Source organism: Streptomyces tamarix (assembly GCF_032423885.1).
GTDB classification, from domain to species: Bacteria; Actinomycetota; Actinomycetes; order Streptomycetales; family Streptomycetaceae; genus Streptomyces; species Streptomyces tamarix.
Genome location: NZ_JAWCTQ010000031.1, coordinates 16650 through 33230 on the forward strand (window position 1 = coordinate 16650; position 16581 = coordinate 33230).

A 16581-nucleotide genomic window follows, 5' to 3' on the forward strand; every position below is an offset into this window, starting at 1 on the left:
TTCTCCCGACCCAACGGCATCGGCGAAGAGGGGCGGAATGGGCCGCGAGACGGTCGGCAGCGCGAATCAGGGCCGGCTCCGCGTCGGGGTCCGGACGGAAGGTTCGAGCGAGATCCTGACACCGGCGGGTGAGCTCGATCACCACACCGCGGAGCTGCTGCGCGAACCCCTGGAGGCGGCGATCGCGCAGGGCCGCGCACGCCTGGTGGTCGATTGCTCGGAGCTGGAGTTCTGCGACTCGACGGGGCTGAACGTGCTCCTCGGCGCGCGGCTGAAGGCCGAGGCGGCGGGCGGAGCGGTCCACCTGGCCGCGATGCGGCCCGCCGTGGCCCGGGTCTTCGAGATCACCGGCGCCAGCGTGGTCTTCGAGATCCACGATTCCCTGGAGGCGGCGCTGACCCGGTAGGACGGCGTATCGGCGCCGAAGGCCGGGTCCGGACGATCTGGCGGGTGTCGCCCGCAGACGGACGGGCAGAAGAAGCCAAAAGGCCCCGCGGCGGGTTGCCGGGGGGACACACTCTTTGTAAACGAAGTCGACGTCGACGCAATGACGACCTGGTGATCGGTGAGGTGACGCGCTGATGGGTGCCACCCAGCAGCAACCGCCGAGCGGCCTCGGCCCCGAGCCGGACCGCGCCGGCGACCCCTCCGTGCAGCGCGTGGCACCTTACGGCGCGTCCGGCGAGCGGGGTCCGCACCGCGAGACGCGCCGCCTCTCGCTGGACGGGGCGAGCGGCATCGTCCCGCTCGCCCGCGACTTCACCCGCCAGGCGCTCTACGACTGGGGCTGGCTGCCCGCGGCCTCCGCCGACCGCCGCGCCGCCGCCGAGGACGTCCTGCTGGTCGTCTCCGAGCTCGTCACCAACGCCTGCCTCCACGCCGACGGCCCCGAGGAGCTGCGGGTCTCCCTGAACGCCAAGGCGCTGCGCCTGGAGGTCGACGACCGCGGCGCCGGACAGCCCGAGCCGCGCACCCCCCACCGCGCCGGCCGGCCCGGCGGGCACGGCATGTTCATCGTGCAGCGGCTCTGCCTCGACTGGGGCGTCACGAGGGCCCCGGGAGCGCCCGGGAAGACCGTCTGGGCGGAGTTGGCCGTACCGGCGTAGGCGAGCGACCGGAAACGGTACGCATACGAAAGCTTACGAAAGGACGTGTTCTGTAGGACGTCCGCGTGCCGTAGTGTGCCCTCGCGTGAAGAAATTGTGCGAACCGCTGGAGCAGCCCGAGCGGGACGCACGGTTTTCCAGGCCTGGGGGGGGCATACGAATCTTGGGAGACACCGGAACCTACGACGCGCGCACCATACGTCCGTCCGCCCTCCGGGGCGCCGCGGACGGCGGACGGCGCGCGCCGGCGGGCCGCCGCGCCAAGCCGCGCTGGTACCTGCCGGCCGTCCTCGGCGCCGACGCCGCCGTTACCGCCGCTTCCGTCGCCCTGGTCCTCGACCGGGCGGGGCAGCCGCACCCGCTGGGGACCGCCGCCGTCGCCACCGCGACCTGGATCGCGGTCCGGGCGTTCCGGCGCCGCTACCGGACCGGGGAGCTCGGCGAGTCGCGCGGGGCCCTGCCGGTCCTGCACGACTGGCTGATCCTGGTGGCCGTGCTCGCCGTCCTCGCCGTCGCCACCGCCCGCACCCCGGAGCCGTACCCGGCGCTCGTCGCGCTCCTGCCCGGCCTGGTGGGCGCGGTGGTGTGCCAGCGCCGCCTCCACCGCCACCTCACCGCCGCCCGGCGCGCCGCCGAGGCCGTCGACCGGGTCCTCGTCGTCGGCGGGCCGGGCGCCCTGGAGAGCGCCGTCCAGCGCCTCGCGTCGCGCACGGACCACCCGTACGCCGTCGTCGGCACCGTCCTCGCGGGGAGCGGGGGCGCCCTCCCCGGGGACGGCGCCCTCCCCGGCGGGACGGCCGGCGCCGAGTGGCTCGGCCCGGAGCTGGACGGCCGCGTGGCCGGGTACCGCCTGGTCAACGCCGCCCGCCGCCACCGCGCCGAACTGGTGCTGCTCGCCCCCGGCGGCTGCCTCACCGGGGACCGGCTGCGCGAGCTGTGCTGGGCGCTCCACGACGCCGGCCTGGAGGTCGCGCTCACGCCCGGCCTGGTCGAGACGTCCGTGAAGCGGCTGACGGCCTCCTCCGTCGCCGGGCTCACCGTCCTGCGCGTCGAACCGCCGCTCGGCGACGGCGCGCAGGCCGCGCTGAAGTCGGCCGTCGACCGCTGCGGCGCCGCCCTCGGGCTGCTGCTGCTGGCCCCGCTGCTGTTCCTCCTCGCGCTGCTCATACGGCTGGACTCGCCGGGGCCCGCGCTCTACCGGCAGCGCCGGGTGGGCCGCGACCAGGAGACGTTCACCATGTGGAAGTTCCGCAGCATGGTCCCCGACGCCGACAGCCGCAAGGGCGACCTCGCCCCGCGCAACGAGTCCGACGGGCTGATGTTCAAGATGCGCCGCGACCCGCGCGTCACGCGCGTGGGACGCTTCCTGCGCCGCACGTCCCTGGACGAGCTGCCGCAGCTGTTCAACGTCCTCCGGGGTGACATGTCCCTGGTGGGTCCGCGCCCGCCGCTGCCCGAGGAGGTCGCGGAGTACGACGCGACGGCGCTGCGCCGCCTGCGGGTGAAGCCCGGGATGACGGGGTTGTGGCAGGTCAGCGGCCGGTCCGATCTGTCCTGGGACGAAACGGTTCAGCTCGATCTCCACTACGTCGACAACTGGTCGTTCAGCAGTGACCTCGACGTGATGAGCCGTACGCTCCGGGCCGTCGTCGACGGCCGCGGAGCGTACTGAGGGGCCGGGGATGGCGCGCTCAGCCACCCGCGGCGGACCGGCCGTCCGCCGGGCCGGTGCCGTCCCGCCGGGCCAGCCACCACGCGTACGTCGCGGCGATGCCCTCCCGCAGCGGGATGCGGGGCCGCCAGCCGAGCTCCGTCAGCCGGGACACGTCCAGCAGCTTGCGGGGCGTGCCGTCGGGCTTGCCGGTGTCCCAGGCGATCCGGCCGGTGAAACCGGTCACGTCGGCGACCGTCTCCGCCAGCTCGCGGATGGTCAGGTCCTGCCCGCAGCCGACGTTGACCGGGGCGTCGCCGTCGTACGACTCCAGGAGGGTCACGCAGGCGTCCGCCAAGTCGTCGACGTGCAGGAACTCCCGGCGCGGGGTGCCCGACCCCCACAGCGTCACCTCGTCCCGGCCGGCCTCGCGGGCCTCGTGGAAGCGGCGCACCAGGGCCGGCAGGACGTGCGAGGTCTCCAGGTCGAAGTTGTCGCCCGGGCCGTACAGGTTCGTCGGCATCGCCGAGATGTACGCGGCGCCGAACTGCCGCCGGTACGACTGGACCTGGCAGATGCCGGCGATCTTCGCCAGCGCGTACGGCTCGTTGGTGGGCTCCAGCGGGCCGGTCAGCAGCGCGTCCTCCCGGATGGGCTGGGGCGCGTGCTTGGGGTAGATGCACGACGAGCCGAGGAACAGCAGCCGCGGCACGCCGGCCGCGTGCGCGCCCGCGATCACGCTGAGCTGGATGCGCAGGTTGTCCTCCAGGAACGGCACGGGCTGCGTGCTGTTGGCGAGGATGCCGCCGACCTTGGCGGCGGCCAGGACCACCGCGTCGGGCCGCGCGTCCGCCAGGAACGCGGCGGTGCCGTCGGCGTCGCGGAGGTCGAGCGCCGCGCGGTCGCGGGTGATCACCTCGTGGCCACCGGCGGTCAGCCGACGGACCATCGCGGACCCCACGAGTCCGCGGTGGCCCGCGACGAATATCCGGGCCTGCCGCGGCAGGTACGGCGACGACGGGGCGGGGGGCGGCGGTGCCGCCTGCGATTCGGTCATGGGCCGGATCATGCCAGGAGCGGCGGCGCGGCCCGCATCCGTCACCATGTTTTCCGCACACACGCAAGAGGACGAACGGGAACGGGGCCGGCGCGCGGCTCCTCCGGGAGGAGATGCCACGCATGAGCAGGACCGCGCTGATCACGGGGGTCACCGGGCAGGACGGCTCGTACCTGTCGGAGCTGCTGCTGTCGAAGGGGTACACGGTGCACGGCCTCGTGCGCCGCTCGTCCACCTTCAACACCGAGCGGATCGACCACATCTACCAGGGGCCGCAGGAGACCGGCCGGTCGTTCGTGCTGCACCACGCCGACCTGACCGACGGGGTGGCGCTGGTGAACCTGCTGCGCGAGATACGCCCCGACGAGGTGTACAACCTGGGCGCCCAGTCCCACGTCCGCGTCTCCTTCGACGCGCCCCTCTACACGGGGGACGTCACCGGGCTCGGCGCGCTGCGGCTGCTGGAGGCGGTCCGGGCGTCGGGCATCGACACCCGCGTCTACCAGGCGTCGTCGTCGGAGATGTTCGGCGCGACCCCGCCCCCGCAGAACGAGCGGACCCCGTTCCACCCGCGCAGCCCGTACGGGGTCGCCAAGGTCTACGGCTACTGGTCGACGGTCAACTACCGCGAGGCGTACGGGATGTACGCGGTGAACGGCATCCTCTTCAACCACGAGTCCCCGCGCCGCGGCGAGACCTTCGTGACCCGGAAGATCACGCGGGCGGTCGCCCGGATCAAGGCGGGCCTGCAGAGCGAGCTGTACCTCGGCAACCTGGACGCCGTCCGCGACTGGGGGTACGCCCCCGAGTACGTCGACGCGATGTGGCGGATGCTCCAGCAGGACGAGCCGACCGACTACGTCGTCGCGACCGGCGTCCCGGCCACCGTCCGCCAGTTCCTGGAGACGGCCTTCGGCCACGCGGGCCTCGACTGGCGGGAGTACGTCCGCCACGACGCCAAGTACGAGCGCCCCAGCGAGGTCGACGCGCTGATCGGCGACGCCGGCAAGGCGGAGGAGCTGCTCGGCTGGAAGCCCGAGGTGCGGGTCGACGAGCTCGCCCGGATCATGGTCGACGCCGACGTCCGCCAGGTCCAGGACGAACTGGCCGGCGTCACGGTCCGCGTCGACCGCTGAGGCGGGGCCGGGATTTTCCATGGAGTTGGCCAGAAATAGCCCAAGGGGCGCTACTCTACGGCTTATTCACTCTTTTGGGCGATCGACCGGGCGTTCGGAACGCGCCGGTGTCCGCCCATGGCGTCAAGACTCCGGTCTTGGGGGGTACATGAAGAGATCCAGAGGGCTGCACGCCGCCCTCGCCCTGTCCCTGGCGGCCGGTCTGGGAGCGGTCGCCGCCCCGCAGGCCACCGCGCTCACCGAGCCGGTGGCCTTCACCGCGGACGACCTGCCCACCTGGCAGACCAACGGCATCGTCTGGGCCCTCGCCCAGGTGGACGGCGTGGTCTTCGCGGGCGGCACGTTCTCCGCCGTACGGCCCCCCGAGGGAGCGTCCGGAACCGAGCGGCAGGCGCTGAACTTCGTCGCGCTGGACGCCGCGACGGGCGCCCCCACCGACTGCGAACTGTCCTTCACGGTCTCCTCGGGCACCGCCACCGTGCGCGCCCTCGCCGTGTCGCCGGACAAGCGCACCCTGTACGCGGGCGGCTACTTCGGTGCGGTCAACGGCATGCCGGTGTCCAGCGCCGCCGCCATCGACATCGCCACCTGCACCCCGAAGAACGGCTTCAACGCCGCCTTCCCCGCCACCGTCCGCGCCCTCGCCGTCACCGAGGACACCGTGTACGCGGGCGGCGACTTCGGGCAGGTCAACGGCGAGACGCGGCAGCGGTTCGCCGCGGTCGACGCCACGACGGGCGCCCTGCGGCCGTTCCGCGCCGACGCCGACGAGCCGGGCCGGGCCATCGAGCTCACCCCGGACGGGCGGCACGCCCTGCTCGGCGGCGACTTCTTCACCGTCAACGGCGCCTCCTCGCACGCCCTGGCCGTCGTCGACGCCACGACCGGCGCCAACGCCAAGACGTACCCGGGCTTCATCATGGACAGCTCGGTCGTCAAGGACATCGACACCGACGCGACCGGCTTCTACACCGCCAACGAGGGGACGGGCGGCTTCGACGGCCGGATCGCCCTGGAGCTGAACGGCTTCGAGCAGCGCTGGCGGGACACCTGCCTGGGCGCGACGCAGGCGGTCGAGTCCCACAAGGGCGTGTTGTACAGCGCGTCGCACGCGCACGACTGCGGCAGCGTCGGGGAGTTCCCCGACGGACGCCGCTACCACTTCCTCGCGCAGCCCACGACCTCGGTCGGCAAGCTCGGCTGGTTCCCGGACACCAACGACGGCCTCGGCGAGGGCATCGGCCCGCGCGTGATGACGATCGCCGCCAAGGACGGCGTCGAGTACCTCTGGTCCGGCGGCGAGTTCACCACCGTCAACGGCGCCCCCGCCCAGGGCCTCACCCGCTTCGCCTCCACCGGCGACACCGGCCGGCCCACCACGCCCGTCGCGAGCGCGGCCAGCGTGCAGCCGGGCGAGGTCCACGTCCGCTGGCGCACCAGCCTCGACCTGGACGACAGTAGCCTGACGTACAAGGTGTACCGGAACGGCGCGGCCACGCCGATCGCCACCGTCACCGCCGACTCGCTGCCCTGGCACCGCCCGCAGGCGTCGTTCACCGACACGGGTCTGACCCCCGGCACCACCCACACCTACCGGGTGACCGCCACGGACGGCGCCGGCAACGTGAGCGGCCTGTCCGCCACCGTCACCGCCACGGTCGCGGTCTCCCCGCAGCCGTACGCCTCCCGGGTCATCGCGGACGGCGCCCAGCTGTACTGGCGGTACGACGACACGGCCACCCCGTACGTCGCGGACTCGTCGACCGGGAACACCAGCGGCCTCCAGGCCGGCGCTCCCGTCCTCGGCCAGGGCCCGGGCGCCATCGCGGACGGCAGCAAGGCGTTCGCCTTCGACGGCGTCGACGCCAAGATCCACAGCGACCGCCGCGTCACGGTCGGTGACGCGTACACGATCGAGACGTGGTTCAAGACCACCACGACGCGCGGCGGCAAGCTGATCGGGTTCGGCAACAACACCACCCGCAACAGCAGCCGCTACGACAAGCACATCTACATGAACAACCTGGGGCAGCTGTACTTCGGCGCCTACGACGGCACGGCCCGCACCCTCAACACCCCGGGGACGTACAACGACGGCAAGTGGCACCACGTCGTCGGCACGCAGAGCCCGGCCGGGATGAACCTGTACATCGACGGCAAGCGCGTCGGCGGCAACACCCGCTCCGGCCACGAGCGGTACGCGGGCTACTGGCACGTCGGCGGCGACGTCGTCGGCAGCTGGCCGTCCCGCCCGTCGAGCAACTACTTCGCCGGTCAGCTCGACGAGACCGCCGTCTACCCGACCGCGCTCACCGCGGACCAGGTCGCCGGCCACTACGCGCGCGCCTCCCAGCAGGGCGACACGGTCACCACCGTGCAGCCGGCCGCCGACACGTACGTCAACGGGGGTTCCACCGGCACCAACTACGGCGCCGCGACCTCCCTCGCCGTGCGCGGCACCACCGCCTACGAGACGTACCTCCGCTTCGCGCTGCCCGCCGCGCCCGCCGGGACGCGGCTCACCGGGGCGGCGCTGGAGGTCCGCACCGACTCGTCGTCGACGGCCGGGTCCACCGACCCGGTGCTGGTCCGGCCCGTCACGGGCGCCTGGTCGGAGAACGAGGTCACGTACGCCTCCAAGCCGGCGCTCGGCACCCCGCTCCTGGGCACGCTCACCCCGCCGGCCACCTCCGGCACCAGCGCCTCCGTCCAGCTCGACCAGGCCGCCGTCGGCGCCGCGCTGGGCGGCGACTACAGCCTGGCGCTGACCGGTGAGGGCACGGACGCCCTGTGGCTGTGGTCGCGCGAGGCACCCGCCTCGGGCGGCACGCCCCGGCTGGTCCTCACCTTCTCGCCGCTGTGATCCGGGCGCGGCGCGCCTCCCGGGCGCTGTGAGCGGGTGCCGGGAGGACGCACGTGTGCGGCGCTTCGCGCCCGCGCGTGGCCGTCCTCCCGGCACCCGCGCGTCCGCGTGTGGCCGTCCTCCGGGCACCCGCGCGTCCCTTCGGCCCCGCGAGGGGCCCGCGGGGGCGCCCTTCCCTTCCGTACATCCGTCACCCGGCACCACCGTCACCCGGTTCCGCGAGCGGCCCGCGGGCGTGCCCTCCCGAACCCCGCGCGCCCTCCGGCGCGCCGCCCCGTCCCGCACCCACCCACCAGGAGCGCCCCATGCCCATCCCCCTCCGCCGTCCCGCCGCCGCCCCGCTGCTGCTGGTGGCGGTGCTCACCGTGGCGGGCTGCTCCTCCGACGGCGCCTCCGGGCGTACGGAGGCGGCGGCGCCCTCGGCGTCCGCGCCCTCCCTGTCGGCGGCCGACCGCGTCGCGGGGGAGCAGGACGGCACGACCGCGGCCGGTCCCACCGCCGGCCCGACCGCCGCCCCCGCGGGGTCCGCCCCCGCGCCGCGCGGGTCCGCCCCCGCCGGGGACGTGCGGCCCGACGCGGCGCTCACCCCCGCCACCGGCTCCTTCACCCCGAAGGAGAAGGAGTACCTGAGCGGCCGGGTGCCGCGGTCCGCCGACCCCGCCGCCGTCCTCGACATCGGCAAGGAGTCCTGCCAGCGGATCTCCCGCACCGCCAGGCACGACAAGGACGCCGCCGCCGCGGCCGTCGTCGCCGGGGAGATCCGCGACGCCGCCGACGCCGTCGCCCACCTCTGCCCCGAGCAGCGCCCCGTCCTCGACGCGGCGAAGGGCGGCTACCCGGACGGCGTCCACGCCTCCCCGGCCGCCGGCCGCTACCGGGCCGTGTCCGCGTCCCCCGGCTGCTCCTGGCAGGTCACCGACGCCGGGGGCGCCCAACTGGCCGGCGGACCGGCACCCGGCGCCGCCGGCGGCCGGCACACCCTGACCGTCCCGGCCGGAGCCGCCCGGTTCGTCTCGACCGGCTGCTACGCCTGGCTGCGCGGCTGACGGTCCACCGCGCGGCCGTACACGGCCAGCAGCCCGTCCACCACGGCGTCCATGGAGAAGGCCGTCCCGGCCAGCGCGTGCGCCGCCGCCGACGCCTTCCCGGCGGCCTGTGGCTCCAGCAGCTCCAGCACGGCGCCCGCGAGGCCCGACGCGTCCGCCACGACCCGGCCCGCGCCCGCCTCCCGGACCGCCGACGCCAGCCCGTTCGACACGGTCACCACGGCCGGGGTGCCCACGGACAGTGACTCCAGGACCGACATCGGGAACGGCTCGTCCACCGACGGCAGCACGTACACGTGCGCCCGGCGCAGCTCGTCCAGCACCTCCGCCGCGCTCAGCGCCCCCACGCAGGTGACGCGCCCCCGCAGCCCCAGCTCGTCGATCAGCGCCCGTACGGCGGGCAGTTCGCCCTCGTCGGGGCCCGCGACGACGAACCGGGCGTCGGGGTGGTGGCGCAGCACCTCCGGCGCGGCCGCCACGAAGTCGCACGGCCGCTTGCGGGCCTGGAGGCGCGCCGCGTACAGGATCCTCGGCGGCCCCTTTGGCGCGGGGCGCGGCTCCTGCCGGGGAACGCCGTTGACCAGGCGCACCGCGTGCGGCAGGGGCACCCCGGCGACCGCGTCCAGGTCGCGCCGCTCGTGCCCCGTCAGGTGCAGCACCGCGGCGGCGCCGCGCAGCACCCGTCGTACGGCCAGCGCGTCGAGGGCCCTGGCGAGGAGCCGGTCGCTGGGGTCGACCATGCCGTGCGTCTGGAGCACCAGCGGCACCCGGGCGCGCAGCGCCGCCAGCGCCACGGGGAGCGTCACCAGGTCGCGGGCGAGGTGCACGTGGACGACGTCCGCGCCGCGCACCAGCCGCCCCGCCTCCGCCAGCAGCGCCGGCGAGGTGATGCCGCTGAAGCCGAGCGGCAGCAACCGGCGGGCCGGGTACAGCCGGGCGGGCACGCCCTCCACGTCGGCGGGCGGCACGGGCCCGAACCCGTCGGCCAGGGCCAGCAGGCGCGGGGCGTGGCCCCGGTCGCGCAGCCCGTGCGCCAGGTTCAGGGCCACCCGGACGGGGCCGCCGAACGCGCCGGTGGGGGAGTGCAGGGTGACGGCGTGCAGGACGCGCAGGGACGCGGTGGTCACACGGGCTCCTCGACGGGGCGGCGCGTGCCGTCCGCGGTGTGCAGGGTCAGCTCCGGCAGGTCCCGGTGGAGCACGGCGCCGGCGCCGACGACGGCGTGGCGGCCCACGCGGGTGCCGGCCAGGACGGTGGCGCGGGCGGCGACCCAGGCGCCGTCCTCGACGGTGATGGGCGCGTTGCGGTACCGGAAGTCGGCGGCGCGGTGGTCGTGGCCGCCGGTGCACAGCAGCGCCTCCTGGGAGACGCACACGTGGGCGCCGAGCACGACCGGCTCCAGGTTGAGCAGCCAGGCGCCCTCACCGATCCAGGTGTGGTCGCCCACGGTCAGCTTCCAGGGCCACAGGACGCGCACCCGGTGGCGTATCAGCACGTTCTCGCCGATCGTCGCGCCGAACGCGCGCAGCAGGGCCACCCGCAGCCGGGCCGGGCACCACCAGGCCATGAAGACCAGGTTCAGCACCGCGAACCACAGGGCCTGGGTCAACCTGCCCCGGCCCTTGTCGTACCCGGCCAGTGTGAACGCGGACAGGTCGCGCATGGCGTCGGACTCCCCCCTGTGACCCCCTGCGGAATGACCATCAGATTAACGGTTGTACCGTCCCGCACGCAGGGCGTCCCCCGGGGGTGCTCGTTAGACTGCGCGGGACACGGTGGCGGGGGGTACGGAGTGACGGTCGACACGACGCCCCGAGCCGTGCCCCGCGCCACGCCCCGGACCGTCCCGCTGCCGCCGCCGTTCCGGCCGCGGACGCTGCTGTCCAGGGCGCTCTCCGTGCCGCTCGTCCTCGGCCTGTCGTGCTTCCTGCCGCTGGTCGTGGTCTCCCAGTCGGGCGAGGGCCCCCGCGACGCCGCGTTCTGGCTCCAGGCCGTCCTCACCGTGTACTGCGGCGTGCGGCTGTCCGCGATGGTGCTCACCGTCCGCCGCAAGCTGCTCCAGGCGACGTTCTGGATGTTCTGCTACATGGCGATGGGCGTCGCCCCGCTCGCCCAGGCGGTCCTCGGCCGCGTCCCCACCCCGGTCGTCGGCCCCCGCGAGGACCTGGTCCAGGCCGTCTCGCTGGTCCTGCTGGGCTGCTTCGCCTTCGACGTGGGCGCCCTGCTCGCCCGGTACCGCACCCCCTGGCACCGCCGGGGCCGGGCCGGCCGGTCCGTCGACGGGCGGTCCGGGGAGCGGGGCGCCGCCCCCGACGACCGGCCGCTGCTGATCCACCGCCGGCGCCTGCTGCTGCTGGTGCTGGCCGCCTTCGCCTGCGGCGGCCTGCTCATCGTCAAGCTCGGCGGCCCCGCCGTCTTCTTCAGCAGCCGGCAGGAGATCATCGCCAGCATCGAGGACGCCGGCGTCTCCGGCGACGGCTCCCAGGCCGGCCAGGCGTTCCTGCGCGGCTTCGGCACCGTGCCGCCGCTCATCGCCCTCCTCGTGTACACGCGCTGGCTGGTCACGTCCCGGCGGGCCCGCCGCACCTGGTCCGTCGTCGCGGTGTTCGGCGCCCTCGTCGTCCTGAACGCCGTCGTGAACAACCCGGTCTCCAACCCCCGGTACTGGTTCCTCACGGTGCTGTTCGCGCTGCTGTTCACCGCGTTCCCGGCGAGCGCCGCCATGTACCGGGCCTCCCTGAGCCTCGGCGTGGTCGTCGCGCTGCTCGTCTTCCCGTTCGCCGACCGCTTCCGGTACGACGAGAACAACGCGCGGCAGATCGAGACGACGTCGTTCCTGGAGCCGCTGGCGCTCAAGGACTACGACCAGGTCGGCATGTTCGCCAACACGATCACCTACGTGGAGTCCGGGCAGGGCCACACGTACGGCCACCAGCTCGCCGGCTCGCTGCTGTTCGCCGTGCCCCGCTCCGTGTGGGCGGGCAAGCCGTCCGACACGGGGGTGATGGTCGGCGAGTGGATGGGCGCGGTCAACACCAACCTGTCCTCACCGGTGTGGGCGGAGCTGTGGATCGACTTCGGGCCCGTCGGCATGACGGCCGGCATGGCCGCCGTCGGATACGCCGCCGCCCGCGTCGACCGGCGCGTGGCGCGCCGCGCCGTACGGGGCTCGCCGACGGGCAGCCTGCTGCTGATCACGGCGCCGCTGGTGGCGGGGTACTCCTTCATCCTCGTGCGCGGCCCGCTCCTCCAGGCCACCGGCAAGGTCGCCATCGCCGCCCTGTGCCTCGCGCTCATCGCCACGCACCGCCGCGACCGGGGCGCCCGGCTCGGCTGACCCGCCGCCCCGTCAGGGCCCCGCGGCGACGGCGGCCCCCGGGGCGCCCGCCCGGCGGCGCACCCGCGCCACCCGCACCCACGCGGCCAGCGCCTTCGCCGCCGAACCGCCCGCCAGCCCCCACGCCGCGCCCACCGCGCCGCCCGCCGCGAACCCCGCGTACAGCAGCGCCACCGACAGCAGCGAGAACACGACCTGCACCGGCAGCGTCTCGCGCGGGCTCAGCACCCGCAGCGTGAGCAGCGCGCTCACCCCGAGACCCATCAGCGTGTACTGGGCCGTCGACGCGGGCAGCAGCGCCGCGACGGCCGGCCACGTCCCGCCCAGCACGCCGCGGCCCCAGTCGTCCGGCAGCAGCCACCACACCCCGCCCCACACGGCGCCCACCGCGGCCAGCGCGCACCCCAGCAGCAGCGTCACCCGCACCACGGAGCGCCCGCCGCCGAGGCGGTTCAGCAGCGGCGGCCCGAAGCCGTTCGCCGCGCCGAAGAACACGTTCAGCGGTCCGAACAGCGCCGAGGCGCCCCGCAGCGCGCCCACCGCGAGGGGGCTGCCCAGCAGGCCGAGGCAGACCACCGCGACCTGGCCGGAGCCGTTGCCCACGGCGAACTCGACGGCGAACCGCCGCCCCAGGTGCCCCCGCCGCAGGTACCGCCGCAACTCCGCACGGGCCCCCGCCAACGGCCGCCGCAGCAGCAGGACCGCCGCCGCGAGCCCCGGCAGCGCGGCGAGCCCCCACGCCAGCACCAGCCGCCCCGGCGACGCCCCGGACGGCTGCGCCGCCAGCACCGCCACCGTCGACAGGAGCCGCAGCCCGTCCGCCGCCAGCGCGTGGTGCGGGCGCCCCAGCAGCGAGAAGCAGTACCGGGCCGCGTCCTGGAGCAGCACCACCGGCAGCACCGCGCCGAGCGCCACCAGGGCCCGCCCGCCCGGCGGCAGCGCCAGGCCCACCGCGACCAGCACCGCGCCCACCGCGGACGCGCCCGCCGCGGTGAAGCCGAGCGCCGAGCGGCAGGCCGCCGCCGCTGCGCCCGCACCGCCGCGCACCAGCACCAGCTCCTGCCCGACGTACGCCATGAACAGGCCCAGCACCACGGTGAACACCAGGTACACCATGGAGAACTCGGCGAACCCCGCCGCCGTCGACAGCCGCGCGGCCAGCACCAGCACCAGGATGTTCGTCAGCCCCGCCGCGCCCTGGTCGAGGACCGAGGCGACGGCGGCGGTACGGCCTCGCAGCGGCCCGCCACCGCCCCGCGCGCCGCTCACTGCCGGTCGGAGGGGGTGACGGCGCGCAGCGCCATCGTCGTGGACGCCTCGTCGTCGGGTACGCCCGCCCCCGCGCCCCGGCCGCCCGCGCGGCCCGTGTCCGACGGCGGCCGCGCGGCGCCGCGCGACTGCCCGCGCGACCCCTTGGCGCCCCGGGAGCCCTTCCGCCCCCGCCGCCCGTCCTTGCCGTGCTGCCCGCGGTGCATGACGGTGCCGAGCACCGTGCCGCCCGCGCCCGTGATCAGGTCCCGCAGCCGGGCCAGCTGCGACCGGTGCACCCCGCGCGGGTCGCACACGACGAGCACGCCGTCCACCCGGTCCACCAGCGCCAGCGCGTCGGCGTACGCGAACACCGGCGGCGTCAGCACGATCACCGTGACGTTCGGGTCGTCGGCCTCCTCCACCAGCCGGGACATCTCCGGTGACGTCAGCGCCCGCGCCACGTTGCGCACCCGGGCGCCCGGAACCAGCTCGAAGCCGCCCGACTCCCCGGCGTCCACGGCCAGCCGCCGCCCGTTCGGCCAGCCCTCGCCCTCGCCGTCCCGCGTCCACGACGGGCCGCCGATCTCCCGCGCCCGCAACTGGTTCTCCAGCGACGGCCGCCGCAGCTCCGCCTCCACGATCAGCACCCGCTTGCCGGTCTCCGCGAACGACGCCGCCAGGTTGACCGCCACGGCCGCCGCCGTACGGCTGGAGCCGCGCGGCGCCGCCACCAGCAGCCGCCGCCGGTCGGCGAACCGCTGGTCGTACGCGAGCCGGTAGGCGATGGACCGGTACTCCTCGGCGAGCGGCGACTCCTCGCGGTCCTCCGTCAGCAGCGGGTCCGTCTCACGGGTGCGCGGCAGCGAGCCGAGGACGGGCGCGCGCAGCGCCCGCGCCACGTCGCCCTCCGAGCGGGCCGCCGGGTCGAACACCAGCCGCACCCAGGCCATCAGCAGCCCGAGCGCGATGCCGATGGCCCCGCCGAGGCCCAGGGACAGCGCCCAGCCCGGCCCGTCCGACGAGGTGGGCGGCGTCGCCGTCCTGATCACCTTGCCGGGTGTCACGTCGAGCGCCTTCAGCTTGCTGATCCGGTTGCTCAGCTCGGTGATCCGGTTGAGCAGGTTGGCCTTGACCGAGAAGTCCGCCTCCGCCTCGGTGGGGGTCCTGCCGTCGAGTTCCCGCGCGAGCTCGTCGTGCTGCCTGGCGATCGGGTCGAGCTGCGCCTGGAGGCCCTTGATCATCGCGTCGCGGGTCTGCTCGGTCTGCTCCTTGCGGTCCGCCAGGTACGCCGCGACCAGCGCGTTCGCCCGGCGCGCCGACAACTTCGGGTCGGCGGTGGTGTAACTGAACCGCAGCACCTGCGACTTGGGAGGGTTGGTGACCTGGAGACCGGTCACCAGGCTCGCCGGGTCGCCGGGGAAGTCCAGGGCCTCGGCGGCGCGTTCGGCGGTGCGGCGGCTGGTGGCGGCCTGCCGCTCGGTGTTCATGTCGAGTGTCTTCTCGACGGCGATCGACGGGTTGAACGGGTCCTCGGTCGGCACCCGCAGCACCACGTCGCTCGTCGCCACGTACGTGTCCGAGGTGCTGTACCCGAGCCAGGCACCACCCAGCAGCCCGAGCAGCACCCCGCCGGCTATCAGCCGCGGGTACCGCAGGAGCTGCCGGAACTGGTCCCGCAGGAGGTCCGGTTCGTCGTCCACCAGGACCGGCGGCACCCCCGCCGCCGTCCCGCCCTGCGCCTGCGTCACCTGTCCGCTCCTTCCACCCCGGCACCCCGGGTGCTCCCGGTGCTCCCGGCACCTCCGGTGCTCCCCGCGCCCGTCGCCAGCACCTCGTCGAGCAGCGCGTCGTACCGGGCCAACCCCGCCGCCCGGCTCAGGTGCGCCTCGACGTGTCGGGGTCCCGCCGCGCCCAGCGCGTCCGCCGCCCGCGGGTCGGCCGCCAGCCTCCGTACGGCCCCCAGCAGCGCGGCCGGGTCCTCCGGCGGCACCAGCACGCCCGCGCCCGAGCGCCGCACCTCCTGCGCCGTGCCGCCGCCGTCGGCGACCGACGCCACGACCGGCCGCCCGGCGGCGAAGTACGAGGTCAGCTTGGACGGCACGCTCATGTCGAGCACCGAGGCCCGCTGCGTCACCGCCAGCACGTCCGCGGCGGCCAGCACCTCGGGGAAGTCGGCGTCGTCGACCGGCGGGAGGAACTCCAGGTTGGGCACGTCCGCGGCGAGCCGCTCCAGCGCCCCCCGCTGGTTGCCGTCGCCCATCAGCACGATGCGCACCCCCGGGTCGAGGCGGGCCGCACCGACCAGCACCTCCAGGCCCTGCTTGAGGCCCATGTTCCCGGAGTGCAGCACCACCGTGTCGGCCGGCGCCCACCCCAGGCGGCGCCGCGTCTCCTGGCGCGGTCGCGCCGGGGCCGCCACGTGCGACCAGTTCGGCACCGTGCGGACGCGCTCCGGCGGCACGCCCAGCGCGGTCACCCGTGCGGTGAACGTCTCGTGGATGACGCCGACGAGCGAGGCCCGGCGCAGTACGTACGCCTCGACGCGCGCCGCTGCCGCCGCCGCCCGGTCACCGCCCTCGATGCCGCTCTGCGCGGCGGCGGCGCCCATCAGGTCCTGCACCACGGGTATGTACGGCACCCGCCAGCGCGCCGCGAGGCGGGCGGCCACCACGCCCCCGGCGAGGCTCGGCACCTGGGCCACGACCGCGTCGGGCCGCGGCATCCGGGGCGGCGCGGCGAGCTGGTGCGCCAGCAGGGAGCCCTCGAACAGCGCGCGCCGCACCGCCGTCTGCCGGCGCGGCACCGTGTGGCGCCTGCGGTGCACGGTCACGCCCCCGCGCACCTCCGTGCGCCGCCACGCACCCCGGTACGCCGGGTCGACCGACCAGGACGGGTAGTGCGGCATGCCCGCCAGGACGTGCGTCTCGTGTCCGCCCGCCGCCCAGTGCTCGGCCACCTGCGTCGCGTACGGGCCTATCCCCGTGTGCTCGGGCGCGTAGTTGGTGGACACCAGCAGCAGGCGCCGCCGTCCGCCGCCGTCCCGGCCGGTCGCGTCCACGTCCGCGTCCCGCATCCGAAGCCCCCCTTGTGACGAACGATCGCTCGCCGCACCCTAATCGTTCACCTGTCCTCCG

Annotated in this window: 13 protein-coding genes; 7 read left to right on the forward strand and 6 right to left on the reverse strand. The window is 75.3% G+C overall.

Features of this window, described 5'->3' with window-relative positions; translation table 11 throughout:
* The first annotated feature begins 37 nt into the window (after window positions 1–37).
* The 3 genes from RND61_RS22225 to RND61_RS22235 all read left to right on the forward strand — a co-directional run bounded on the left by RND61_RS22225 (window position 38) and on the right by RND61_RS22235 (window position 2778).
* Complete coding sequence (locus RND61_RS22225; RefSeq protein WP_315879805.1) at window positions 38–406, forward strand: STAS domain-containing protein; 369 nt, start codon at window positions 38–40, stop codon at window positions 404–406.
* A 175-nt stretch (window positions 407–581) separates the two neighbouring features.
* On the forward strand, window positions 582–1106 hold the full coding sequence (locus RND61_RS22230; RefSeq protein ID WP_315879806.1) for an ATP-binding protein: 525 nt from the start codon (window positions 582–584) through the stop codon (window positions 1104–1106).
* Window positions 1107–1269: 163 nt separating this feature from the next.
* Window positions 1270–2778, forward strand: a complete 1509-nt coding sequence (locus RND61_RS22235; protein WP_315879807.1) for a sugar transferase — start codon at window positions 1270–1272, stop codon at window positions 2776–2778.
* Between the two features lie 19 nt (window positions 2779–2797).
* Here the strand turns inward: RND61_RS22235 and RND61_RS22240 are convergent, their stop codons facing one another.
* Window positions 2798–3814, reverse strand: coding sequence for a GDP-L-fucose synthase family protein (locus RND61_RS22240; RefSeq protein WP_315879808.1), 1017 nt, complete (start codon window positions 3812–3814; stop codon window positions 2798–2800).
* A 122-nt stretch (window positions 3815–3936) separates the two neighbouring features.
* Between RND61_RS22240 and gmd the strand changes: the two genes are divergently transcribed.
* The 3 genes from gmd (at window position 3937) to RND61_RS22255 (ending at window position 8859) form a co-directional block, all read left to right on the forward strand.
* On the forward strand, window positions 3937–4950 hold the full coding sequence (gmd, locus tag RND61_RS22245; protein WP_315879809.1) for a GDP-mannose 4,6-dehydratase: 1014 nt from the start codon (window positions 3937–3939) through the stop codon (window positions 4948–4950).
* A gap of 148 nt (window positions 4951–5098) precedes the next feature.
* Window positions 5099–7813: a CBM96 family carbohydrate-binding protein gene (locus tag RND61_RS22250; protein ID WP_315879810.1), complete on the forward strand. Its 2715-nt coding sequence runs from the start codon at window positions 5099–5101 to the stop codon at window positions 7811–7813.
* Window positions 7814–8118: 305 nt separating this feature from the next.
* Window positions 8119–8859: a hypothetical protein gene (locus RND61_RS22255; protein WP_315879811.1), complete on the forward strand. Its 741-nt coding sequence runs from the start codon at window positions 8119–8121 to the stop codon at window positions 8857–8859.
* Here the strand turns inward: RND61_RS22255 and RND61_RS22260 are convergent.
* Both RND61_RS22260 and RND61_RS22265 read right to left on the reverse strand, forming a co-directional pair.
* Window positions 8838–9971 carry a glycosyltransferase gene (locus RND61_RS22260; protein ID WP_315879853.1) on the reverse strand — a complete coding sequence of 378 codons (1134 nt, stop codon included), beginning with the start codon at window positions 9969–9971 and terminating at the stop codon, window positions 8838–8840. The two genes, RND61_RS22255 and RND61_RS22260, sit on opposite strands and share 22 nt — an antisense overlap.
* 11 nt (window positions 9972–9982) lie before the next feature.
* On the reverse strand, window positions 9983–10522 hold the full coding sequence (locus tag RND61_RS22265; protein ID WP_315879812.1) for a WcaF family extracellular polysaccharide biosynthesis acetyltransferase: 540 nt from the start codon (window positions 10520–10522) through the stop codon (window positions 9983–9985).
* Window positions 10523–10555: 33 nt separating this feature from the next.
* Here RND61_RS22265 and RND61_RS22270 point away from each other — a divergent pair, with 33 nt between their 5' ends.
* On the forward strand, window positions 10556–12196 hold the full coding sequence (locus tag RND61_RS22270; RefSeq protein ID WP_391653900.1) for a hypothetical protein: 1641 nt from the start codon (window positions 10556–10558) through the stop codon (window positions 12194–12196).
* A 12-nt stretch (window positions 12197–12208) separates the two neighbouring features.
* On the opposite strand, the gene RND61_RS22275 is transcribed toward RND61_RS22270, so the two are convergent.
* The 3 genes from RND61_RS22275 to RND61_RS22285 are packed head-to-tail and all read right to left on the reverse strand — an operon-like array spanning window position 12209 to window position 16520.
* On the reverse strand, window positions 12209–13435 hold the full coding sequence (locus tag RND61_RS22275) for a hypothetical protein (protein WP_391653917.1): 1227 nt from the start codon (window positions 13433–13435) through the stop codon (window positions 12209–12211).
* Window positions 13436–13461: 26 nt separating this feature from the next.
* The gene (locus RND61_RS22280) at window positions 13462–15195 is read right to left on the reverse strand and encodes a lipopolysaccharide biosynthesis protein (RefSeq protein ID WP_315879814.1); all 1734 of its coding nucleotides are present in this window, start codon (window positions 15193–15195) and stop codon (window positions 13462–13464) included.
* Window positions 15192–16520, reverse strand: a complete 1329-nt coding sequence (locus tag RND61_RS22285; protein WP_315879815.1) for a glycosyltransferase — start codon at window positions 16518–16520, stop codon at window positions 15192–15194. Before RND61_RS22285 ends, RND61_RS22280 begins: the two co-directional genes overlap by 4 nt.
* Window positions 16521–16581 lie beyond the last annotated feature (61 nt).